This window comes from Cellulomonas sp. URHB0016 (genome assembly GCF_054057935.1).
The window spans coordinates 4373800-4395427 of the sequence record NZ_JBSRZU010000001.1 but is presented as its reverse complement, the minus strand read 5'-3'; the positions used below and the strand labels follow the sequence as shown (position 1 = coordinate 4395427).

Below are 21628 nucleotides of genomic sequence, written 5' to 3'. Positions count from 1 at the left end.
GTGAGCGGGCCGAGCGTCGCCCGCCCGGCCCCCGCCCGCTCAGCGGCCGAGCGGGAACCGCTCGACGGTGGTGTACAGCGGGCCACCACCGCGGCCGGCGCCCGGACGCGACTCGACGAGCACCACGTCCTGCACGAGCCACGACGGACCCTCGTACACCGCGAGAGCGCGAGCCACGCCGGCGGCGACGTCCTCGTCGGTGACCGATGCGCCAGGTCGACCGGGCACCTCGGGCCGACCGGGCCGCGACGGCCTGCGCCGCGGCGGGCGGCTCCCGGGCCGGATCCGTCCGACGGTCAGGTGGGCCCGGTCCCGCGGGCGCAGATCCTCGCGCGCCCCGGCGGCCGCGCCGGCGTCGACGCAGTGGGCAGTGAGCGCCCGCTGCGCCTGGAGGTCACCGGCGACCCCCACCCACATCGTCCGGTGGGAGAACACGCCGGCACCCCGCAGGGCCAGCGAGAACGGCGTCGTCTCCTGCGCCACGGCCGCGAGGTCTGCCGTGAGCCCGGGCACGGCGCCGTCCGGCACGTCGCCGTAGAACGCGGCCGTGAGGTGCCATGTCTCGCGCGCCGACCACCGGATCGCCGAGGACGAGCCCGCAGGACCGCCCCGCACCGATGCCAGCGCAAGGTCGAGGTGGTCGAGCACGTCGTCCGGCGGCCACACCGCGGCGAACAGCCTCATGCCGGCCGCCGCCGCTGGGCCCGGGAGCTCGCGTACAGGCACACGGTTGCCGCGGTCGCGAGGTTCAGCGACTCCGCCCGCCCACGGATGGGCACCCGCACCACGGCGTCGGCCAGCGCGCGCTCCTCGTCGCGCAGCCCCCACGCCTCGTTGCCGAACAACCAGGCTGTCGGGGCCGCGAGGTCCGGCACACCGTCGGGCGCGTGGCCGGCGAGATCGAGCAGGTCGTCGAGGTCGTGCTCACCCGCCCCGTCGGCCGCCAGGACGGTCAGCCCCGCGGCGCGCAGCCCGGCGACGGTCTCCGCCAGGGCAAGACCTGTCAGCACGGGCAGATGGAACAGCGAGCCGGCGGTCGAGCGCACCACCTTGGGGTTGTGCACATCGACGCTCTCGCCCGTGAGCAGAGCGGCGTCGGCACCAGCCGCGTCGGACGCCCGGACGACGGTCCCGGCATTGCCGGGGTCGCGCACGTGCGCGAGCACGGCGAGCAGCTGGGGAGAGGCGTCCAGGACGTCCGCGAGCGAGAACTCGAGCAGGTCGGCCACCGCCACCACCTGCTGCGCGTCGGGGCTCATGGCGTCGAGCACCTCGGCCGAGCCCGTGCTCAGCCGGATCCCGCGGTCCTGCGCGTCGCGCACGATCTCCGGATACCGGCGGGCGGCCGCCTCGGTGACGTACACGTCGTGCACCCGGGCACCGGCCGCGGCGACCGCCTCACGGACCGCTTGCGGACCCTCCACGACGAAGCGACCGGCACGCAGACGCGCCGAACGCCCAGCCAACGCCCTCACCGACCGCACCCGCTCAGCACGGGGGTTGGTCAGCTCAGGCATCGGCCGGGCGTCCGGGACAGTGCGGCTCCGGGCAGGAGCGTCACGCAGCCGAGGGCGCGTTGACGTCCGCCGGCAGCGCCTTCTTGGCGACCTCGACCAGCGTCGCGAACGCCTGGGCGTCGTTCACGGCAAGGTCGGCGAGGACACGACGGTCCACCTCGACGCCCGCGAGCTTGAGGCCCTGGATGAGACGGTTGTACGTCAGGCCCTGCTCCCGGGAGGCCGCGTTGATCCGCTGGATCCACAGCTTGCGGAAGTCGCCCTTGCGCGCCTTGCGGTCGCGGTACGCGTAGACGAGGGAGTGGGTGACCTGCTCCTTCGCCTTCCGGTACAGACGCGAGCGCTGCCCGCGGTAACCGCTCGCGCGCTCCAGGGTCGTACGACGCTTCTTCTGGGCGTTGACCGCCCGCTTCACGCGTGCCACGTGATGCTCCTTGCTGGTCTAGGGCTCGCAGAGCGACACCGACCGGGGCGCGAGGGGCGCCCCGACAGCGTCACTTGCCGAGCAGCTTCTTGATCTTCGGGGTGTCTGCGGCGGAGACGACGACGTCGCCGGCGATCCGGCGCGTACGGCGGCTCGACTTGTGCTCGAGAAGGTGGCGGCCGTTGGCCTGCTCACGCATGACCTTCCCGGTGCCGGTCACCCGGAAGCGCTTCTTGGCACCGGAGTGCGTCTTGTTCTTCGGCATGGCTGCCGTGTCTCCTTGTCGTTCTCATCGCACGGGTTCGTGCGACTCGTGTCGTGCGGTCCGGCTGGCGGCCGGGCCGTTCGTGGGGCGGGTCAGCTCTTGTCGTCGGAGGTCGACGAGGTGGGACGCCCGGCGGCCGGACCCGGTCGCGGGACAGGCTTCGGAGCCGCCGGCGTGGCCCGAGGAGCCGCCGGCGTAGCCCGAGGAGCCGCCGGCCGCGGCGTCGGGGATGCCGGACCGGCTGCCGGTGACGCGGACGCCGCCGGGCGGGCGGTGCTCGGACGCGGCGTCGCAGGTCGGGCTGCAGCCGGACGTGGTGCCGGCGTGCGCGGCGCTGCGGCCCGGGCCGGCGCGACGGCGGCAGGCTCGGGCGCTGCCACCGGCTCGGCGACGGGTGTCTCGGCGACGGGCGCGGCAGCAGGCGTCTCCGCAGCAGGCGTCTCCGCAGCAGCCGTCTCAGCGACCGGCGCCTCGGCAGCAGGCGCGTCGACGGCGGCCGGTTCCACGGCTGCGTCCTCGACCGGCACCGCGACGGGCTCGCTCGCGACGGGCGCAGCAGGGGCGGCGGACGCCGCGGCCGGGACAGGAGCCGACGCGGACGCGGCAGCGGCAGCGTTCGCCGCGCGCGCTGCGTCGGCCTGAGCCTGACGACGCTGCTCCTGCTTCTGGTCGGCCTTCTTCTTGACCGGCCCGAGCACCATGATCATGTTGCGACCGTCCTGCTTCGGCGCGCTCTCGACGAAGCCGAGGTCGGCGACGTCGTCTGCGAGACGCTGCAGCAGGCGGATGCCCATCTCCGGGCGCGACTGCTCGCGACCGCGGAACATGATCATGACCTTGACCTTGTCGCCGGCGGCGAGGAACCGCGTGACATGGCCCTTCTTGGTGCCGTAGTCGTGCGGGTCGATCTTCAGCCGGAACCGGATCTCCTTGAGAACCGTGTTGGTCTGGTTCCGCCGGGCCTCACGGGCCTTCATGTCCGCTTCGTACTTGAACTTGCCGTAGTCCATGATCTTGCAGACCGGCGGACGGGCTTCCGGGGCGACCTCGACCAGGTCGAGATCGGCGTCCTGGGCCAGGCGCAGTGCGTCTTCCACGCGGACGATGCCGACCTGCTCGCCGTTCGGGCCGACCAGGCGGACCTCGGCGACGCGGATCCGATCGTTGATGCGGGGCTCGCTGATTGTTGCTCCTCGGGTTCGTCGTGACCGACCGCCAGGAACGAGGAAGGCCCCCGTCCTGAGCACAGGAGGAGGCCTCGACGTCCGCACGACGGAGTCCGGCACACGGCCGTGCTCACGCCACCGGGAGGCGAGGCCGTCCGGCGCGGACTGTGACCCGGTCCCTGTTGTCGGCGTGAACCGAGCGGTCGAGACCCAGGTGGGAGGAGCTCCACTTGTGCGCCTGAGCCGCCGGTTCCGGAAGTCCGCAGAGATCTGCGGGCGTCCGGACAGACGACCCAGGTCAGTCGACCGCCAACACTACCAGAATGCGGACGCAGTCCACGCCCGGCAGTTGCGCCGTCAGCCCCGCCGTCAGCCCTGCCGTCAACCACGCCGTCAGCCACGCCGTCAGCCACGCCGTCAACCACGCCGTCAACCACGCCGTCAGCGACCGACGCGGAGCGGCCTCGCGGCTGCCCGGCCACGGCAGGTGCCCTCCGGACGCCCGCATGCACCGTCGCCCCTCTCACCCGGTGAGAGGATCGACGCCATGAGCAGCTCCTCCGACCCCACCGCCGCCGCGACGCGCGACATCGCGGACGTCGCCGCGGTCGAGGTCATCACGACCGCCGCGGTCCATCTCATGAGTGCAGCCGCCGTGAAGTGCGGACTGGCCGAGGACGGCCCTGGCGGCGCGGGCGCGGCGTACCTGGACCTGGACGAGGCGCGCAAGCTCATCACCGCCCTGGCCGCCCTGGTGACGGCGGCGGCTCCCGACATCGGCAACCAGCACGCGCGCTCGCTGCGCGACGGGCTGCGGTCGCTCCAGCTGGCGTTCCGTGAGGCCTCTCCGTTCCCCGACGCGCCGGGCGAGGGACCGGGCGAGAAGTTCACGGGTTCCGTGGTCTGACAGTTCACCGGCCGGCGGTGGCAGCCGTCCACGTCGCGCCCACGAAGCCACCGCCGGACAAGGGACGTGCGACCCTCGCCAGATGCACAGCGGGCGTCCCTATCCTGGGCGGATGCCGTCCGACGACCCCGAACCGGACCAGATCGACCCGCGGAGCGAGCCCACGAGCACCGTCGCTCCGCCCGTCGTCCCCCAGGCCGCAGCCATCACCGCCCTCGGACCGCCTCGCGAGCCCGTCGCGACACCCGCTGCGGCCAGGACGCCCTCGGACCCGCCGCACCCGGCAGTCGTGGCCCTCGCGCCGTCCGACGGGACGGAGCCGTCCACCACGACGGCGCTCGCACCGGATCGGGCCGCTCGTCCGCCTCGGCGCGCGGTCCTGCTGCTCGCGGCCGCCCTCGTGGTCGCGCTCGCCGTCGGGGGTGCGCTCGTCGGCCGGATGGTCGTGACGACGCACGCGTGGCAGCGGTCGAGCGCGGACTGGGAGGCGCTCGCCCGGACGCACGGGGCCGACCTCGCGACGGCCCAGGCGCAGCTCGCCGACTCCCAGGCGCAGCTCGCCGACGCGCAGACCCAGCTCACGGCGGCACAGGCGCGCATCACCGAGCTCGCCGACGAGAAGGCGCAGCTCGGCGACAGCAACGCGGCCCAGCTCCAGCTCGCGGACTACCAGGCCCGCGTGTCGCAGGCGGCGGGCGACGTCGCGACCGCACTGGCCCAGTGCATCACCGGCCAGCAGAGCCTCATCGGCTACCTCGAGGAGTCCGACCGGTACGACGCCGCGGCTCTCGCTCAGTACAAGAAGGACGTCACCACGGTGTGCGGCGCGGCGACCGACGCGAACGCCGCCCTGCAGCGTGAGCTCTCCCAGTGAGGTCGGCCCCGGTCCCACACCGTTCACTGGTGCTGGTGCTCGTACTGGCCGGGACGCTGGCCGGCCTGGCGGGGTGCGGCGCGCTGCCGGAGCTCCCGCCACCGGTCCCGACGAGCGTCGTGCCGACGGACAGGGCCGTGCCGACGCCGACCTCGTCCGGGAACCTGTCGCCCGACGGCTTCGACGCGGCGCAGCGGATGGCCGTCCGCATCCGGAACATCGGCTGCGGCTCCGTCTCGACGGGCTCGGGCTTCGCGATCGACGACCACACCCTCGTCACCAACCGCCACGTGGTCGCGGACTCCTCCACCCTGCAGCTCAGCACGTACGACGGCCGGGACGTCGCCGCGACGGCCGCCAGCACGGCCGGGCTCGCCGACCTCGCGATCGTCCGGACCGCCGATGCGTTGCCGTCGGCGCCGGAGCTGTCGACGACGGACCCCGTCGCGGGGGACGACGTCACGGTGGTCGGCTACCCGCTCGGCCATGCCCTCACGGTGACCACCGGGCACGTGCTCGAACCGACCACGGATCCCCTGAACGAGAACCTCGGCCAGGTGTTCCTCACGGACGCGGCGGTGGAGTTCGGCAGCTCCGGGTCCGCGGTCCTCGACACCGACGGCCGGGTGGTCGGCGTCGTCTATGCGAAGGACGAGCACAACCGGAGCTTCGTCGTGCCGGTGAGCACGCTGCGCGCCATGCTGGACGACGACTCGGCGTTCACCCCTGCGCCCACCTGCAGCTGACCCGGAGGTTCCTATGGCCGACGTCCCACGTTTCGACCCCGCCACGCTCACGGGGGCCGTGAACGACACCGTCACCGTCCGCCGCGTGTTCGGGGACGCGTACGAGCGAGGCGGGGTCACCGTCATCCCCGTCGCCCGTCTGTGGGCGGCGACCGGACTCGGTCTCGGCGACGGAGAGGGTGGCGTCCCGCTCGGTCTGGGCGCTCGTCTGCGCGGTCGCGTCGGGTCTGCGGAGAGCGACGACGCACCCCCGTCCGACACCTCGGCCACGCAGCAGGGCTACGGCGGGGGTCACGGCGGAGCGGGCGGGTACGGCGCCTACGTCAAGGCCGTCGGCGTGTACGTCGTGGACGACGCCGGAGTGCACTGGAAGCCGTCGATCGACGTGAACCGGGTGATCCTCGGGGGCCAGGCGGTCGCGGCCACCGCCGTCAGCGCGTTCGCCATGGCCGTCGCCGTGAAGGCCCTCGCCGGCGCGATCGCGTCGGCCACCGGGACGATCGCGACCGCCCTGTCGCGCTGGGGGTCCGCCTGACGTCCGAGCAGGAGGTACAGGGCCGGGCTCACGGAGCAGCACGACGACCGCGCGGGTCCTGCTCGTGCTCGGCCGTGCACGTGTCCTGAGCCGGCGGCGGTCGCCGGCACGCCCAGAGCCGCGTCAGGCAGGCCCTGCCGCGCGCAGCCGCAGGTCGAGGGAGTCCACCCTCGTCGCGACCGTCTCGTCGGCCGCGAGGGCTGCGTTCACCTGTGCCAGGACCGCGTCGAGCCCGGCCCGGTCGAGGCCGGGGACGAGAGTGAGGACGACGGCCACCTCGGCTCGCGTGCCGGGAACCGTCGAGGCGCCGACCACCCCGGCGACGGCGGACAGCGCCTCGCGGACGGCCCGGTCGATGTCCTGGTCCACACGTCCGTCGGCGACGGCGGGGACCCAGGGCAGCTGCTGCGCGAGCGCCCAGACGGCAGGCCTGGGGACGAGCGCCGTAACCGGGCCGCCCGGGTCCACGACGACGACGTCCCACCCCTCGCTGACCACGGACAGGGCCGCGCGCGCGACGTCCGACGGCACCGGCCGGGCGTCGGGCCGCCACGCCGCCACGGTGGCGACGCTGGTGAAGACCGGCAGCGCGGTGCGTCCGTCAGGGGTCCGCAGCGCCACGACCCCGGCGGACGCCTCCTTGTCCACCACGTGCGCGTGCCCGCCGTGCACCACCACGTCGGCCGTCTCGAGCTCGGCGAGCACCGGGACGAGCACCCGCGTCCCGGCGAGAGCGGCGACGACGTCCGCGAGCGGACCGCTGCCGGCGCCGTACGCCTCCAGCGCCGCCGTGACCACAGGGTCGGCCGTGCCGTCGTCACCGGCGAACGGCGACGACGGGGGCAGCTCACGACCGGCCACGAGGGGACCGCCTCAAGGACGGCCGGCGACGTCGAGCGCCTCCGGGAGCGTGAACGCCCCGGCGTACAGCGCCTTGCCGACGATCGTCCCCTCCACGCCGAGGGGGACGAGGGTGCGGAGCGCGCGCAGGTCGTCGAGGCTCGAGATCCCGCCGGAGGCCACGACCGGCGCGTCGGTCCGGCTGCACACCTCCCGCAGCAGCTCGAGGTTCGGGCCACGCAGCGTGCCGTCCTTGGTGACGTCGGTGACGACATAGCGCGAGCAGCCGGCCTCGTCGAGACGCGCGAGCACCTCCCACAGGTCCCCGCCGTCCTTCGTCCAGCCGCGTGCCGCCAGGGTGGTGCCACGGACGTCCAGGCCGACGGCGATCTGGTCACCGTGGCTGGCGATCACGCGCGCAGTCCACTCCGGGTCCTCGAGCGCCGCTGTGCCGAGGTTCACGCGCGTCGCGCCCGTGCCCAGCGCGTGCGCGAGCGACGCGTCGTCCCGGATGCCGCCGGACAGCTCGACCTTGACCCCTCGACCCGCGAGCTCGACCGCCACGTCCACCAGGAGCGGCGCGTTGGAGCCACGGCCGAACGCCGCGTCGAGATCGACCAGGTGGATCCACTCGGCACCTCCTTCGGCCCAGTCGAGGGCGGCGGTGAGCGGGTCGCCGTAGCTCGTCTCCGACCCCGCCTCCCCCTGGACGAGTCGGACGGCCCTGCCGTCAGCCACGTCGACGGCAGGCAGGAGCTCGAGACGATCGGTCATGGGTGTGTTCTCCGATGGTGTGGGGAGGGCCGGGTCAGCGGAGCGAGTCGACCCAGTGGGACAGCAGCTGCGCGCCGGCGTCGCCGGACTTCTCCGGGTGGAACTGTGTCGCAGCGAGAGGGCCGTTCTCGACGGCGGCGACGAACCGGTCGCCGTGCTGCGCCCACGTCACGAGGGGGGTCGTGAACGGGACGGCGCCGGCGCCCTCGTCGGTCAAGGGGAACGAGCGGGCCGCATACGAGTGCACGAAGTAGAAGCGCTCGTGCTCCAGCCCCTTGAACAGGGTCGAGCCCGGGGCGGCCTCGATCGTGGCCCAGCCCATGTGCGGAACGACGTCGGCCTCCAGGCGGTCGACGACGCCGGGCCACTCCCCCAGCCCGTCGGTGCGCTCACCGTGCTCGACCCCCTCGGCGAACATCACCTGCATGCCGACGCAGATGCCGAGCACCGGGCGCCCGCCGGCGAGCCGCCGGTCGACGACCTGGTCCCCGTCCACGTCGCGCAGCCCCGCCATCACGGCCGCGAAGGCCCCGACGCCTGGCACGACCAGCCCGTCGGCCTCGCCAGCCGCACGCTTGTCCGCCGTGAGCTCCACCTGGGCGCCGACGCGTTCCAGGGCGCGCACCGCGGAACGGACGTTGCCGAATCCGTAGTCGAGGACGACGACCTGAGGCTGGGAAGGCACCCGCCCAGGTTACCCGTGGGTGCCGGTCGTGCTTCGGCGCGTCCATGCACGACGGCGGGCCCGGCGACCAGGTCGCCGGGCCCGCCGTGAGCCGTGAGTCAGCGAGACCTCACGAGGCGGTGCAGGTGAAGCCCGACGGCGGCGAGCTGCCGTTGGCGACGAAGCCGAACGTCGTCGAGGCGCCGCCGTTGAGCAGCCCGTTGTACTGCGCGTTCTTCACGGAGATCGCCGACCCGCTCGTGCTGAGCGTGCCGTTCCAGAGGTTGGAGATGGTCGTGCCGCTCGGGAGGGTGGCCTTGACCGTCCAGCCGCTGATCGTCGACGAGCCGGCGTTCTTCACGGTGACGGTCCCCTGGAACCCGCCGTTCCACGGGTTGTCGACCTTGAGCGTCGCGGAGCAGCCCGAGCCGCTCGGCGGCTGGCTGGTGGTCGTCGGGGTCGGGGTCGGGGTCGAGGTCGGCGTCGGGGTCGGCGACGACGTCGGCGTGGAACCACCCGTGGTGACCGAGAAGTTCGTCACGGCGAGACCCGCGCCACCGATCCACGGCTCGAAGCCGGCCTGGATGCTGGTCAGGTACCAGCTCGTCGAGCCGTACCCACGGCTCACGACGTCGTTCCAGAAGGAGCTCACGGGGAAGCTGAGCGAGCTCGTGGGCGACTGGCGCACGTAGGAGATGACGTTCCAGCCCACCGACCCGTACCAGACGTCCCACGTGGCACCGGCGACGTTGGCCGTCCCGACCTTGGAGCCGATCGGCTGGATCGACCCCGTGTGGTTGAGCCACACCATCAGCTCGGCGCCGTCGTTCTGCTGCGTCGTGCTGCTCGGCCGCGACTTGTTGAACCAGATGTCGTAGGCGGCGTCGTACGTCCCGCTGCTCGGGTACGTCATGCTCACGCTCGTGCTGATCCCGGAGAACCGGGAGTCGCTGGCCTGCACGCCGTTCGGGCTGAGGATGTCGTCGGACGGCGAGCAGTTGCCGTAGTGGCAGCCGTAGTACACGGCCGGGTACGACTTCGGCGCGCCGTTGGTCGCCGTCTGGCCGTCGGCCTGGGTCACCGCGAAGCCGTTCGACGTCACGTCGATGCACTGCGTCGAGCTGGTGCCCCAGCGGTTGTTCATGACGACGTAGCGGCCGCCCTGGATAGTCGTGCTGCCGTACTGCTCACAGATGACTGGTGAAGCGCTGGCGACCTGCGCGCCGGACAGGCCGACGAGGCCCAGGACGGCGGTGAGCAGAGCGGTCAGCACCACGCGGGATCGGGAAGTCATGTCACTCCTAGGGCTAGGTGGACGAGACGGCACGATGCGTCGTCGGGCGACGGGCAGGGGACCCGCCGCCCGACGACGTGGTCAGCTCAGGAGCACGTGACCCCGTTGAGCTTGATGTTGCTCGCGACCGGGCTCGACGGGCCGTTGGCGACCAGTCCGACGCTCGCGACCGCACCCGCAGCCAGCGACGGGCTCCAGGTCGGCGCCGTGACGGTCACCGTGGTGCCGCTCTGGCTGAACGTGCCGTTCCAGCCGCTGCCGACCGTGACGCCGGACGGCACCGTGAACGTGATCACCCACGGGTTGAGAGCGGCCGACGAGCCGTTCTTCGCCGAGATCGCCGCCTGGAAGCCGCCCTGCCAGGTGTTGGTCAGCTGGACGGTCGACGTGCACGCGCCCGGGTTCTGCGTGGGCGTGGGAGTCGGCGTCGGCGTCGTCGGGGTCGGCGTCGGCGTCGTGGGGGTCGGCGTCGGCGTGGTCGGCGTCGGCGTCGTCGGCGTCGGCGTCGGCGTGCTGCCACGCTTGACCGGCGGGATGAGGGCCGACTGCAGGATCGACTGCTTGGCGGTCTGCACCGTCACCCAGTCGTCCTTGACGATGCCGCCGGTGTCACCCGAGTCCGGGTTCCACGACCAGTACGTGAACGACATGCCGTTGGTCTTCATGTAGCTGACGAGCGCCGTGAGCCACTTGGTGTCGCGCGGGTCGGCGAGCGTGCTGCCGAACTCGCCGACGAGCACCGGCGCGATGTTGTCCTTGACCAGGTAGCCCCAGTAGTGGTCCCAGGTGCTGGGGAGGTTTGCCGGGAAGTCCGGGTGCTTGGTGGTGTCGAACCACTCCTGGTGGTCGTACACCGAGATGCCATAGTCGTGCGCGGAGTACACGAGCTTGTTGGTCGCGCTCAGCCGCACCGGCTGCGTCCCGGCGTTGGCGAGGTTCCCGCCCCACCAGCTGCAGTTCGCCGGGTCGTCCGGGATGCTGTCCCACTGGTTCGCGACGCCGCCCGAGAGGCACGAGACGCCCTCGACGATGATGAGCCAGTTCGGGTTGGCGGCCAGGACGGCGTTGCCGATGCGCTCGGCGGCGAGCCGCCAGTCGCGCGCGGTGTCGCCACAGCCCCAGCAGGAACCGGTCGAGTTGGGCTCGGTGCCGTCGGCGTGCGGCTCGTTGAACAGGTCGGCGCCGATCACCGTCGGGTTGCCGGCGTAGCGCGCTGCGAGCAGCTTCCAGTCGGCGATCTCGCTGGCCTCGGACACCGTCGGGGTGTACCAGAGGGCCGTCTGGCCGGCGGCCGTCGGGCGGTGCCGGTCGAGGATCACGCGCATGCCGAGCTCACCGGCGTAGTCGACGACCTTGTCGAGGATCTGCAGCGGCGAGAGCCCGACGAGGTCGGGGTTCGTGGCGGTGTTGACACTGGTGGCGGTGGCGCCGGACTTGAGGGCGTCACCGGCGAACGGGACACGCAGCGTGTTGTAGCCGAGCTCGGCCATGTGCTCGAGCTGCGACTTCCACGTCACGCCCGCCCACAGTCCGTGGAACGTCTTGTTGTCCGTCTCCATCCCGAACCAGTTGATGCCGGTCAGGGTGACCGTCGCTCCCGTGGAGTCGACGATCTTGCTGCCCTTGGTGCTGAGGTAGCCGGTTCCGGTGCCGCCCGAGGCGGCCACCGCCGTGGTGCCGGTGACGGCGACCATGGTGGTCACGGCGACGGCCAATGCCGCTGCCGCGCTGACCAGACGGGCGACGGCGCCGCGTCTCGTGCTTGTCATGAAGGCTCCTGTGAGGGAGAGGGGAGCTTCCGCCTCTCCTGTGAGGCGGGCGAGCCAGCACGATGCATGGCGGGGCGGAAGGCTTGTGGGCAGCGTCATGCAAGCAGGAGTCGAACCGATCCGACAGCAGCCTGAACGTTTAAGCAGTGCAATCGGCCCGGTGCACGCGCGGATCGAGCAGAGCCCTGTGGGTCAGGACGCCGGGCGGCGCCGGACTCCCCCGGCCAGCATCCGCGTCGCCCGCCACCGCGACAGCCCGACGCTGGACACGGCGTCGTCGACGGTCGTGGGGTCGAGGGAGTCGAGCAGCAGGTCTTCGAGCACGGGCGGCGCGTCCGACATCACCAGGCCGGCGGGCAGCATCTCCCCCTGCTGGCCCCCGGCCCACCGGCTGGCCGTGATCCGCCCCTCCCGACGCTCCAGCAGCACGACCGGCACGGCACGCAGCAGCTTCGAGATCGCGGCGGCCCCGGCGCTCGCCGCCGCAGGGTCCCGCAGCACCGCGATCGCGCCCACCGGGGACGGCACCACGTCGACGTCGACCTTCGCGAGCGCACACGCCGCAGCGAGCGGACCCGGTGCGCCGACCTGCGTGAGCACCAGGGCGAGCGACGGGGGCTCGGCGGGGCCGTCGACGAGGCCCGACGGGTCGTCCGGCACCACGATGTCGTCGCTCACAGCGCACCCTTGGTGGACGGGATGCCCTCGACGCGCGGATCGAGGGCCACGGCGGACCGGAGCGCTCGGGCCAGCGCCTTGAACTGCGCCTCGACGACGTGGTGCGGGTCGCGTCCTGCCAGCACCCGCACGTGGATGCTGAACGCCGCGTGGTGGGCGATCGACTCGAGCACGTGACGCGTCAGGGACCCGGTGAAGTGGCCGCCGATGAGGTGGTGCTCCTGCCCCGGCGGCTCACCGGTGTGCACCAGGTACGGGCGGCCCGACACGTCGACCACCGCCTGCGCGAGCGCCTCGTCGAGCGGCACGGTGGCATCCCCGAAGCGCGAGATGCCGCGCTTGTCGCCGAGAGCCTGGCGCAGCGCCTCGCCGATCGTGATCGCGACGTCCTCGACCGTGTGGTGCGCGTCGATGTGCGTGTCACCGGTCGCCTTGACCGTGAGGTCGATGAGCGAGTGCTTGCCCAGGGCGGTGAGCATGTGGTCGTAGAACGGCACGGTCGTCGAGATGTCCGTCCGACCGGTGCCGTCGAGGTCGAGCTCGACCAGCACGCTCGACTCGCTCGTGGCGCGCTCGATCCGCGCCGTCCTGCGCTCCGCTGGGCTCACTGTCTCTCCTCGTCCAAGGCTCTGCACGTCACCTGCTCGTCACCTGCTCGTCGCACCCGGGCCATCCGTCCGGAGCCTCGCCACGTCGACCAGGGCGTCCTTGAAGGCCGCCGTCTCGTGCGGGGTACCGACCGACACACGCAGCCACCCGTCCGGCCCCGACTCACGGATCAGCACGCCGCGGTCGAGCAGACCCTGCCAGATCGCGTGCCGGTCGTCGAACGGCCCGAACAGCACGAAGTTCGCGTCGGAGTCGGCGACCGTCAGGCCGAGCTCCCTCAACCAGCCGACCAGGGCGTCCCGCTCGTCGCGGAGCGAGCCGACCTGGGCCATCAGCGTGGGGGCGTGGCGCAGGGCAGCACGGGCGACGGCCTGTGTGACCGCCGACAGGTGGTACGGGAGCCGCACCACCCGGAGCGCGTCCACGAACGACGTCGACGCGGCGAGATACCCCACGCGCGCCCCCGCCAGGCCGAACGCCTTCGACATCGTGCGGCTGACCGCGAGGTGCGGGTGGCCCCCCAGCAGCTCGAGCGCCGACGGCGTGCCACGGCGGCGGAACTCGCCGTACGCCTCGTCGACCACGACCACGCAGCCGCCCGGGACCTGCGCCGCGGCCTCGAGGACCGCGAGGACCGTCGACGCCGGCAGGGCGGTCCCCGTCGGGTTGTTGGGGCTGGCGAGGAGCACCACCGACGGCGCGAGCTCGGCGATCGTGTCCCGGGCCACCCCGGGGTCCAGGCTGAAGTCGGCCTCCCGCCGTCCCGTCACCCAGCCGGTGTGCGTGTCCCGCGCGTACTCGGGGTACATCGAGTAGGTGGGCGCGAAGGAGACCGCCGTGCGTCCTGGGCCGCCGAACGCCTGCAGGACGTGCAGCATGATCTCGTTCGACCCGTTCGCTGCCCACACCTGCTCCGGGGCGAGCGTCACGCCCGACTCGACGGCGAGATAGGCTGCGAGGTCCGCGCGCAGGTCCAGGAACTCCCGGTCCGGGTACCGGTTGAGGCCGGTCGCCGCCTGCGCCACTGCGGCCGCGATGTCCGCCACGACCTCGTCGGACGGCGGGTAGGGGTTCTCGTTGACGTTGAGCGCGTGCGGGACGTCGAGCTGCGGGGCACCGTACGGCTCGACCCCGGCCAGCTCGGGACGCAGGGGCAGCGAGGGGCGGGCGAGGTCGTGGGGCACGCACCGATTCTAAGGACGCCCCGGCGACGCCCGTCCCACCGTCCGCGCGACGGAGGCCGGACAGCGGTCAGGACGCAGCAGCGAGCCGGCGGAGACCCTCGTCGAGCGACAGCCGCGGAGACCAGCCGAGCGCCTCGCGGGTGCGGCGCTGGTCGAACCAGTGCGCGGTGGAGAGCTGCTCCGCGACGAACCGGGTGAGCGGCGGCTCGCCGTCCAGGGCCCACCGGGCCCAGACCGCGTCGAGGCCGCCCCCGAGCGCGCGGGCGAGGAACGCGGGGACGTGCACCGTCGGCCCGGGGGCACCGGACGCCGCGCAGATCGCGCGCAGGAGATCCAGCACCGGGCGCGGCTCGCCGTTGCTCACCACGTACGCCTGCCCGCACACGTCCTGGGGGGCGGACAGCGCTGCCACCAGCGCCTCGGCGGCGTTGTCCACGTAGGTCGTGTCGACGAGCGCCGCACCCGTGCCCAGCACCGGCAGGCGACCGGTCCGCGCCCGCGCCACGATGCGGGCCACGAGCTGGGTGTCACCGGGTCCCCACACGAGGTGGGGGCGCAGGGCGACCACACGCATCGCCGGGGTGTCCGCCGCGAGCGCGAGCAGCTCCGCGGCCGCCTTCGTGCGCGCGTACGGCCCGCGCGCCAGACCCGGCTGCGCCGGACCCGCCGGGGCGGCGACGAGCGAACCTCCGACGTGCGCGACCGACGGGGACGACACCTGCACGAACCGAGCGACCCCGGCAGCGCGGGCGGCCACGAGCAGGTGACGGGTGCCGTCGACGTTGACGCGGCGGTACTCGTCCTCCGGCCCGGTGATGTCCACCTTGGCAGCGAGGTGCACGACGGCGTCGCAGCCCTCGACGGCTCGCGCCACCGTCGCCGGGTCGGTCACGCTGCCGAGCACGTCCCTCGCCCCGTCGACCCCGGCCGGTCGTCGCTGGAGCGTCCGGACGCGCACGCCGCCCTCCACGAGCGTACGCGCGACGGCACCCCCGAGCATCCCGCTGCCGCCGGTGACGAGGACGGTCGACGCCGCGCCGGGCGTCACAACCGTGCTCGCCTGCCCGCGAGAACCGCCTCGGCCCAGCGCGCCACTGCCGTCCTGTCGATCTTCGAGTTGTGCCGCAGGTCCGTCGGCAGGCGCGCGGCGACGAGCACGGCCGCGACCGGCACCGGTGCCGCCGCCGCCCGGACCGAGGCGGTGAGCTCCTCCTCGGCGACGACCCCGGCCCGGGAGGGCGTGTCGTGCTCCACCACGACGACCACCTGCTGCGTGCCCCGTGGTCCGACACCGACGACGGCGGCCCGGGCCACCCCGCGGATCGCCTCGACCCGCCGCTCCGGCCCGACCGGCGACACGACACCGTCCGCCGTGACGACGACGTGTGCCAGCCGCCCGCCGACCCAGAGCCGGCCGTGCCCGTCGAGGTGCCCGACGTCACCGGTCCGGTGGCGGCCGGCGTCTCGCGACGACGCCTCCTCGGTGAGCCAGAGCAGGTCGTACCGGGCCTTGCGGTGCGAGCCGGAGACGAGGATCTCGCCGACGACACCCGGCGCGACGGTCGGCGCCCCGGTCGCGCGGCCTTGGCCGTCGAGAGGGCTGATCTCCACCCGGGCGCCGGTCACCGGCCGACCGACGCAGACACCGTCCCCCGCGCCTGCCGCCCGGATCTCGTCGAGGTCGACGTCGGTGACCGGGAGCATCTCGGTCATCCCGTACGGCGTGTGCAGCCTCGCTCCCGGAAACAGCGTCGTCGCCTGCCCGAGGAGGCGCTCGGGCACGGGCGCGCCGGCCGACAGGAAGGTCGTCACCTCCCCCAGGACGGTCCGACCCGCCCTGCCCAGGTCGTCCCTCGTCGCGAGCACGCCGGCGAGCGCGGCCGGTGATGCGAACACCACGCGGCCGTCGACGGCCCGAACCGCGTCGGCGAGCGCGCGGGCGGTCAGGGTCCGCGGTGCGGTGACGTCCATGTCCGGGCTCGCGGTCGTCGCGCCCAGCGCCGGACCGAGGAGCGCGAACGGGGCGAACGCAGCCACGAACGGGTTGTCGGGGCCGACCCCGTACGTCGTGCCCACCGCGTCACGCATCGCGCTCAGGCCGCGCTGCGTGTAGACCGCGCCCTTGGCCGGTCCCGTGGAGCCCGAGGTGAACAGGACGGCGGCGTCGTCGTCGGGCTCCGGCGCACGCATGTCGACCTCCGACACACGCCCCAGGTCGGCGAGCTCGGCGAGGCTGGCGACGACACCGAGGGCGCGCCTGGCCCGGCGGTGCAGCGGACCGGCGGCGACCAGGACGGGTGACCAGCCGAGCGCACGGGCCGCCAGCAGCGCACGCTCGACGCCGACGACCGCGGCCGGTCGCGCGGAGCGCACCGCCCGGCTGAGACCACGGACCCCGAGACCTGCGTCGGCGACGACGACGACAGCACCGAGCCGCAGGCAGGCGTACAGGACGGCCGTGAGCTCGCCGCCCGGAGGGACGAGGACCGCGACCCGGTCGCCCTTGCTGATGCCGAGCGTGGCCAGTCCCCTGGCGAGCTCGTCGACACGGGTCGCCAGCAGCGACCACGAGATGGTCCGCGTCGAGCCCTCGCGCAGCTCGACCAGCGCCGGACCGTCGTCGTCGTGCCGGTCCGCGAGCGCCGCACCGAGCGCACGCCACCCTTCGGGCGCCCGGGCATCGTCGGTGCCGGTCGGGTCGTCGGCCCGCGGCTGACCGGTGCCGCTGGCGGCGGGAGCACCGCACGGCAGCCGGGCGTCCAGCCAGCGGAGCACACCGCCGCCGAGGTCCTCGTCCTCCCCCACGAGGTGCCCGGCGACCGGCGACCGGTGCACGTCCGCGTGCGGCAGCCGCTCGAGGAGGTCGTCCAGGAACCGGTCGGAGAACACGGGGTCGCGGGCACCCCAGAGCAGGAACGCCGGGACGTCGATCGTCGCGACGTCCGCAGCGAGCCGGTCGAGCGTCGGCCGGCTCGGATGGTCGGGCGTCACCGGGATGTCGGCGACGAAGTCCCCGACCGCCTGGCGCCGGTCCGCGGTGCGGTACGGCGACCGGAAGGCGGCGCGGACGTCGTGCGGCAGGGCCGGGTGCGCCAGGGCGAGGGTCGTGTCCAGGAAGCCGGTCGTGGTCACCGTCGACGCGGCCCGGAGGGCCGGTGCCATCGCGGGCCGCAGCACCGCGGGAGCACGGTCGCCCGGCGCCAGGTGGATCGCGGTGTTGAGGAGCACGACCCCCGCGAGCAGGTCACGATGCCGGACGGCCCAGCCGAGGCTCACGACACCGCCCCAGTCGTGCCCGGCCGTGACGACCGGACCGTCGAGCCCGAGAGCGTCGGTGAGCCCGCCGAGCTCGGCGACCCGGTCGGCGAGGGTGCGCACGCGACCGTCACGCTCGGAGAAGCCCATGCCGAGCTGGTCCACCGCGACCACGCGCCACGGCCGCTCGGCGCGCGCCCCGGCAGCGACGAGACGACGCCACAGGTACGACCACGTCGGGTTGCCGTGCACGCACAGCACGGTGCCGACGGGCTCGGCGGACAGCGACTTCCCGTTGTCCAGCACGTGCCAGGTGCCACCACCGGGGACCTGGACCAGTCGGGACCACGCCGGGTCGAGGCCACGCAGACCGACGGGTGGCAACGACGCCGGCGTGCGCCGGCCGTCACCGGAGCTCACCAGACGATCTCGGTCATCGCGGTGTTGAGGCCGGACCCGACGCCCATGCAGAGCACCCTGTCGCCCGCCGACAAGCTGCCCTGCTCGGCGACGAGCGTCATCGGGAGGGACGCCGGCCCCACGTTGCCCCAGCGCGGGAACGTGACCGGCACCCGGGCCGGGTCGAGGCCGAGCGACTGGACGAGCGCGTGCGTGTGGACCGTCGAGACCTGGTGCGTGACGAACCGGTCCACGTCCGCCCAGCCGCGCTGCGGCGCAGCCTCGTTCCATGCGTCGACCACCAGCTCCAGGCCGCCGTCGAGAAGTCCTCGGGGGTCGGTGCTCATGCCGTCGACGCCGCCGACGCACAGGTCGTGGTGCTGGGTTGCCGCGCGGGAGATGCCGCCGACCAGGCGGTGTGCCCCGGGGTGCGCGGACGCCCGTCCGAGCACCGCCGCCGCGGCACCGGCCCCGAGGGTCAGCGTCGCGAATTCCCGCAGGAAGTCGGCGCGCGTGCTCGACGGCGCGGACAGCCGGCGGATGGTCGCCTCCTGGGTGGGCTGCGGGTCCTCACCGTCGACCACGACCGCGTAGTCCACCTGCCCCGCGTCGATGAGCTGGGCGGCCAGCGTCATGCCGTTCACGAAGCCCAGGCACGCGTTCGTCAGGTCGAAGTTCTGCGCTCGCGACGGCAGGCTCAGCCCGTCGTGGATCCGCGACGCGACCGACGGCTCCAGGTGGGTCCGTGTCACCGAGGTGTTGACGAGGAGGCCGACGGCGTCACCGTCGATGCCTGCCTCCGCGAGAGCCTTGGCCCCCACGGCGACGGCCGCGTCGTCGAACGTGGTGCCGGCGTCCCACCACCGCCGCTCGTGGACGCCCGCGACCCGGCCCAGCAGACCTCGCGGGAGACGCAGGCGCCTGAGGGTGGGACGCAGCTGCTCGTCGAAGGTCGACGAGGGGACCGGGACCGTGGCCTCGATCGCGGTCACTGCGAGCAGTGCCACGTCGTGGTGCTCGAACGTCGCGTTCCCGTTCACCTGGGCGCCCTCCGGAGTACGGACAGTCCGGGCGCACGCGAACGTCGTCCCGTCACCGCCCATGAAATCAGGTGCGCGGCGATGTGGCCTGGTCGGGGCGTTGTCTGCAAGATCACAGGGCCGCGCAGGCGGTCAGAGCCGAGCCTGGACTGCGTCGCCGTGCGCGGGCAGACCCTCGGCGTCCGCGAGCGCGACGATCCGGTCCGACACGGCGCGCAGCGCGTCCGCGTCGTACTCTACGACCTGGACGGCCCGGAGGAACGAGTGCACACCGAGCCCGCTCGCGAAGTGCGCGCACCCGCCCGTCGGCAGCACGTGGTTGGAGCCCGCCATGTAGTCACCGAGGGACACGGGAGAGAACGGTCCGACGAAGATGGCGCCCGCGCTCGTCACCCGCTCCGCGACCGCGGCGGCGTCCGCCGTCTGCACCTCGAGGTGCTCGGCGCCGTACGCGTTCACCACGTCGAGACCTGCGTCGAGGTCGTCCACCAGCACGATCGCCGACTGACGACCGTCGAGGGCGGTCGTGACCCGCTCCTTGTGCCGGGTGGCCCCGACGAGGTCGACCAGCTTGGCCTCGACCGCGCCCGCGAGCTCGACAGACGGCGTGACGAGCACGGCGGCGGCCAGCGGGTCGTGCTCCGCCTGCGAGACGAGGTCGGCGGCGACGTGCACGGCGTCGGCCGTCCCGTCGGCCAGCACGGCGATCTCCGTGGGCCCGGCCTCCGCGTCGATCCCGACGACACCGCGGACCAGGCGCTTGGCCGCGGCGACGTAGACGTTCCCCGGGCCGGTCACCACGTCGACCGGTTCGCAGAGGGTCTCGCCGTCCACGTCCTCCGTGCCGGCCGCGCCGAACGCGAGCATCGCGACCGCCTGAGCGCCGCCCACCGCGTACACCTCGTCCACGCCGAGCAGCGCGCACGTCGCGAGGACCACGGGGTCAGGCAGGCCGTCGCGGTCCTTCTGCGGCGGGGACGCGACCGCGAGCGAGCCGACGCCCGCTGCCTGGGCGGCGACCACGTTCATGATCACCGACGACGGGTAGACGGCGAGCCCGCCGGGCACGTACAAACCGACGCGGCGCACGGCGATCCAGCGCTGGCGGACCTGTGCACCCGGCGCGACGTCCACGGTGAAGTCCGCGGGCACCTGCGCGGCGTGCACGACACGCACCCGCCGGATGGTCTCCTCGAGCGCAGCGCGCACGTCGGGGTGGAGCGCGTCGACCGCCGCCGCCACCTCGTGCGCGGGCACCCGCAGGTGCACCGGGCGCACTCCGTCGAACCGCTCCGCGAGATCCCGCAGCTCGGCGGCGCCGCGCGCGCGGACCGCCGCCAGGATGGGGGCCACCACCTCGGTGGCGTGCTCGACGTCCACCTCGGCACGGGGCAGCACCTCGAGCAGCTCACGTCGGGACAGGGAGCGACCGCGCAGGTCGATGCGGGTGATCACCCCGCCGAGTCTAGGTGCGGCCAGGACCTGCGGGGACGGCCTGACCGTGCAATGAGCACCGAGCCGGTAACCGAGCGGGCAGACTGCTGCCATGACCCAGGTCCCCATCGCCGACGACTCCATCCGGCTCGGCCAGTTCCTCAAGCTCGCCGACCTCGCCGAGTCCGGTGCCCAGGCGCGTGAGCTCCTCGAGGACGGCGCCGTCACGGTGAACGGCGAGCCCGAGGCCCGGCGCGGCCGTCAGCTCGTGCGCGGCGACGTCGTGGACGTGGATCTTCCGGGGGGCCGGGGGCGCGCGACGGTCGGCTGACGGCAGGCGCCGCCACGACGTGCGCAGGCTCCCTCGCCGGTCCGGCGCCGGGCCGCGGCGCTCACGCCTGCCGGTAGCGAGGGAGGGCGGCGTCGAACGCGTCCTGCCACGCACGGACGGGACGGCCACCCAGCGCGTCGTCCAGCAGGTCGAGGCTGGCGTGCCAGCCGGCGCCGTACCCGCGGGCCGCAGGTTCCTGCAGGCCGCTGTGCTCGAGGACGAGCACGGTCTCGTCGCCGTCGGGACGGAGCCGGACCTCGATGCGCGTCACGACCTCGCCGGGGAACGCCCACGAGATCGCGAAGCCCCACGGCGGATCGCACGTGAGCACCTCGCCGACGGCGTTCTGGTCGGCCCCCGGCACGTCGTCGCCCATGCGCAGCTCGAACCGAGCGCCCGGTGCGAGGTCGCCGTAGAGCGGGCCCAGCCATCGCCGGACACGGTCCGGTTCTGTGGTCGCGGCCCACAGGTCGTCGACGGTCGTCGCGAATCGTCGCTCGAACCGCACCGTCGTGCCGTCCTGGTCGGGGACGAGCACGCCCCACACGTCACCGTTCATCGGGCCGCTCCCTCCTGGTCGTCGCGGCGCCTCGTCCGCGCTCCACGCGCCACCTCGGTCTCCAGAGCATCGAGCCGCGAGACCCAGAAGCGGCGGACGCCGTGCACCCACGTCTCGATCTCGTCGAGGCGCTCGGCTCGGACCGAGTAGAGCCGCACGGCCCCGTGCGCCTCGGAGGTGACCACCCCGGCCTCCCGCAGCACCCGCAGGTGTCGGGACGTGGCCGGCTGACTGATGCCGAACTCGGCGCCGACGGCCGTGGCGAGGTCGCCCGCCGTACGTCGACCGTCGGCGAGCAGCTCCACGAGCCGTCGCCTCACGGGGTCCCCGAGCGCGTCCATCACATGCACGCGGACGATGTTTC

At 73.6% G+C, this 21628-nt stretch carries 24 protein-coding genes; 5 read left to right on the top strand and 19 right to left on the bottom strand.

Annotation, left to right across the window (positions count from 1 at the left end; translation table 11 throughout):
- Positions 1–39: 39 nt before the first annotated feature.
- From thpR to infC, 5 genes are all read right to left on the bottom strand, one after another.
- The gene (gene thpR / locus ACVW07_RS20160) at positions 40–684 is read right to left on the bottom strand and encodes an RNA 2',3'-cyclic phosphodiesterase (protein ID WP_456820971.1); all 645 of its coding nucleotides are present in this window, start codon (positions 682–684) and stop codon (positions 40–42) included.
- On the bottom strand, positions 681–1517 hold the full coding sequence (locus ACVW07_RS20155) for a TrmH family RNA methyltransferase (protein ID WP_456820970.1): 837 nt from the start codon (positions 1515–1517) through the stop codon (positions 681–683). Before ACVW07_RS20155 ends, thpR begins: the two co-directional genes overlap by 4 nt.
- 40 nt (positions 1518–1557) lie before the next feature.
- Positions 1558–1941: a 50S ribosomal protein L20 gene (gene rplT, locus ACVW07_RS20150; protein ID WP_456820969.1), complete on the bottom strand. Its 384-nt coding sequence runs from the start codon at positions 1939–1941 to the stop codon at positions 1558–1560.
- Positions 1942–2011: 70 nt separating this feature from the next.
- Complete coding sequence (rpmI, locus tag ACVW07_RS20145) at positions 2012–2206, bottom strand: 50S ribosomal protein L35 (protein WP_013883985.1); 195 nt, start codon at positions 2204–2206, stop codon at positions 2012–2014.
- A gap of 92 nt (positions 2207–2298) precedes the next feature.
- Positions 2299–3453 carry a translation initiation factor IF-3 gene (infC, locus tag ACVW07_RS20140; RefSeq protein ID WP_456820968.1) on the bottom strand — a complete coding sequence of 385 codons (1155 nt, stop codon included), beginning with the start codon at positions 3451–3453 and terminating at the stop codon, positions 2299–2301.
- Between the two features lie 466 nt (positions 3454–3919).
- On the opposite strand from infC, the gene ACVW07_RS20135 reads away from it, so the two are divergent.
- The 4 genes from ACVW07_RS20135 (at position 3920) to ACVW07_RS20120 (ending at position 6434) form a co-directional block, all read left to right on the top strand.
- Complete coding sequence (locus ACVW07_RS20135; protein ID WP_456820967.1) at positions 3920–4279, top strand: DUF1844 domain-containing protein; 360 nt, start codon at positions 3920–3922, stop codon at positions 4277–4279.
- A gap of 112 nt (positions 4280–4391) precedes the next feature.
- Positions 4392–5153: a hypothetical protein gene (locus tag ACVW07_RS20130; protein ID WP_456820966.1), complete on the top strand. Its 762-nt coding sequence runs from the start codon at positions 4392–4394 to the stop codon at positions 5151–5153.
- A 29-nt stretch (positions 5154–5182) separates the two neighbouring features.
- Positions 5183–5899, top strand: coding sequence for a S1C family serine protease (locus ACVW07_RS20125; protein WP_456820965.1), 717 nt, complete (start codon positions 5183–5185; stop codon positions 5897–5899).
- 13 nt (positions 5900–5912) lie between these two features.
- On the top strand, positions 5913–6434 hold the full coding sequence (locus ACVW07_RS20120; protein WP_456820964.1) for a hypothetical protein: 522 nt from the start codon (positions 5913–5915) through the stop codon (positions 6432–6434).
- Between the two features lie 123 nt (positions 6435–6557).
- Here the strand turns inward: ACVW07_RS20120 and ACVW07_RS20115 are convergent, their stop codons facing one another.
- The 12 genes from ACVW07_RS20115 to hisD form a co-directional block, all read right to left on the bottom strand.
- Positions 6558–7295 (bottom strand): SseB family protein, encoded by a 738-nt coding sequence (locus ACVW07_RS20115; protein ID WP_456820963.1) that lies wholly within the window; start codon positions 7293–7295, stop codon positions 6558–6560.
- 12 nt (positions 7296–7307) lie between these two features.
- Positions 7308–8048, bottom strand: coding sequence for a bifunctional 1-(5-phosphoribosyl)-5-((5-phosphoribosylamino)methylideneamino)imidazole-4-carboxamide isomerase/phosphoribosylanthranilate isomerase PriA (priA, locus tag ACVW07_RS20110; RefSeq protein WP_456820962.1), 741 nt, complete (start codon positions 8046–8048; stop codon positions 7308–7310).
- A gap of 34 nt (positions 8049–8082) precedes the next feature.
- Positions 8083–8733: an imidazole glycerol phosphate synthase subunit HisH gene (hisH, locus tag ACVW07_RS20105; protein ID WP_456820961.1), complete on the bottom strand. Its 651-nt coding sequence runs from the start codon at positions 8731–8733 to the stop codon at positions 8083–8085.
- A 109-nt stretch (positions 8734–8842) separates the two neighbouring features.
- Positions 8843–10006, bottom strand: a complete 1164-nt coding sequence (locus ACVW07_RS20100) for a GH12 family glycosyl hydrolase domain-containing protein (RefSeq protein WP_456820960.1) — start codon at positions 10004–10006, stop codon at positions 8843–8845.
- Positions 10007–10092: 86 nt separating this feature from the next.
- The gene (locus ACVW07_RS20095; RefSeq protein WP_456820959.1) at positions 10093–11775 is read right to left on the bottom strand and encodes a cellulase family glycosylhydrolase; all 1683 of its coding nucleotides are present in this window, start codon (positions 11773–11775) and stop codon (positions 10093–10095) included.
- A 192-nt stretch (positions 11776–11967) separates the two neighbouring features.
- Positions 11968–12453 carry a hypothetical protein gene (locus tag ACVW07_RS20090; RefSeq protein WP_456820958.1) on the bottom strand — a complete coding sequence of 162 codons (486 nt, stop codon included), beginning with the start codon at positions 12451–12453 and terminating at the stop codon, positions 11968–11970.
- Positions 12450–13061, bottom strand: a complete 612-nt coding sequence (gene hisB, locus ACVW07_RS20085) for an imidazoleglycerol-phosphate dehydratase HisB (protein ID WP_456820957.1) — start codon at positions 13059–13061, stop codon at positions 12450–12452. The genes ACVW07_RS20090 and hisB overlap by 4 nt, the downstream gene beginning before the upstream one ends.
- A gap of 39 nt (positions 13062–13100) precedes the next feature.
- A complete protein-coding gene (locus tag ACVW07_RS20080; protein WP_456820956.1) occupies positions 13101–14246 on the bottom strand; it encodes a histidinol-phosphate transaminase in 1146 nt (381 codons plus the stop codon).
- Positions 14247–14313: 67 nt separating this feature from the next.
- On the bottom strand, positions 14314–15294 hold the full coding sequence (locus ACVW07_RS20075) for an NAD-dependent epimerase/dehydratase family protein (RefSeq protein WP_456820955.1): 981 nt from the start codon (positions 15292–15294) through the stop codon (positions 14314–14316).
- On the bottom strand, positions 15291–17921 hold the full coding sequence (locus tag ACVW07_RS20070; RefSeq protein ID WP_456820954.1) for an alpha/beta fold hydrolase: 2631 nt from the start codon (positions 17919–17921) through the stop codon (positions 15291–15293). Before ACVW07_RS20070 ends, ACVW07_RS20075 begins: the two co-directional genes overlap by 4 nt.
- Complete coding sequence (locus ACVW07_RS20065; protein WP_456820953.1) at positions 17918–18940, bottom strand: 3-oxoacyl-ACP synthase III; 1023 nt, start codon at positions 18938–18940, stop codon at positions 17918–17920. Before ACVW07_RS20065 ends, ACVW07_RS20070 begins: the two co-directional genes overlap by 4 nt.
- A 132-nt stretch (positions 18941–19072) precedes the next feature.
- Positions 19073–20395, bottom strand: a complete 1323-nt coding sequence (gene hisD / locus ACVW07_RS20060) for a histidinol dehydrogenase (protein ID WP_456820952.1) — start codon at positions 20393–20395, stop codon at positions 19073–19075.
- Between the two features lie 91 nt (positions 20396–20486).
- Between hisD and ACVW07_RS20055 the strand changes: the two genes are divergently transcribed.
- Complete coding sequence (locus ACVW07_RS20055; protein ID WP_456820951.1) at positions 20487–20705, top strand: RNA-binding S4 domain-containing protein; 219 nt, start codon at positions 20487–20489, stop codon at positions 20703–20705.
- Between the two features lie 61 nt (positions 20706–20766).
- Here the strand turns inward: ACVW07_RS20055 and ACVW07_RS20050 are convergent, their stop codons facing one another.
- Both ACVW07_RS20050 and ACVW07_RS20045 read right to left on the bottom strand, forming a co-directional pair.
- Complete coding sequence (locus ACVW07_RS20050) at positions 20767–21264, bottom strand: SRPBCC family protein (RefSeq protein WP_456820950.1); 498 nt, start codon at positions 21262–21264, stop codon at positions 20767–20769.
- The gene (locus tag ACVW07_RS20045) at positions 21261–21605 is read right to left on the bottom strand and encodes an ArsR/SmtB family transcription factor (protein WP_456821132.1); all 345 of its coding nucleotides are present in this window, start codon (positions 21603–21605) and stop codon (positions 21261–21263) included. The genes ACVW07_RS20050 and ACVW07_RS20045 overlap by 4 nt, the downstream gene beginning before the upstream one ends.
- Positions 21606–21628 lie beyond the last annotated feature (23 nt).

Excerpts from the sequence above, each read along its gene's own strand:
- ACVW07_RS20050 (WP_456820950.1), bottom strand. The coding sequence starts at position 21,264 with ATGAACGGTGACGTGTGGGGCGTGCTCGTCCCCGACCAGGACGGCACG.
- ACVW07_RS20120 (WP_456820964.1), top strand. The coding sequence starts at position 5,913 with ATGGCCGACGTCCCACGTTTCGACCCCGCCACGCTCACGGGGGCCGTG.
- rpmI (WP_013883985.1), bottom strand. The coding sequence starts at position 2,206 with ATGCCGAAGAACAAGACGCACTCCGGTGCCAAGAAGCGCTTCCGGGTG.
- priA (WP_456820962.1), bottom strand. The coding sequence starts at position 8,048 with ATGACCGATCGTCTCGAGCTCCTGCCTGCCGTCGACGTGGCTGACGGC.
- ACVW07_RS20095 (WP_456820959.1), bottom strand. The coding sequence starts at position 11,775 with ATGACAAGCACGAGACGCGGCGCCGTCGCCCGTCTGGTCAGCGCGGCA.
- ACVW07_RS20135 (WP_456820967.1), top strand. The coding sequence starts at position 3,920 with ATGAGCAGCTCCTCCGACCCCACCGCCGCCGCGACGCGCGACATCGCG.
- ACVW07_RS20130 (WP_456820966.1), top strand. The coding sequence starts at position 4,392 with ATGCCGTCCGACGACCCCGAACCGGACCAGATCGACCCGCGGAGCGAG.
- ACVW07_RS20155 (WP_456820970.1), bottom strand. The coding sequence starts at position 1,517 with ATGCCTGAGCTGACCAACCCCCGTGCTGAGCGGGTGCGGTCGGTGAGG.
- thpR (WP_456820971.1), bottom strand. The coding sequence starts at position 684 with ATGAGGCTGTTCGCCGCGGTGTGGCCGCCGGACGACGTGCTCGACCAC.
- ACVW07_RS20100 (WP_456820960.1), bottom strand. The coding sequence starts at position 10,006 with ATGACTTCCCGATCCCGCGTGGTGCTGACCGCTCTGCTCACCGCCGTC.
- ACVW07_RS20055 (WP_456820951.1), top strand. The coding sequence starts at position 20,487 with ATGACCCAGGTCCCCATCGCCGACGACTCCATCCGGCTCGGCCAGTTC.
- ACVW07_RS20045 (WP_456821132.1), bottom strand. The coding sequence starts at position 21,605 with ATGGACGCGCTCGGGGACCCCGTGAGGCGACGGCTCGTGGAGCTGCTC.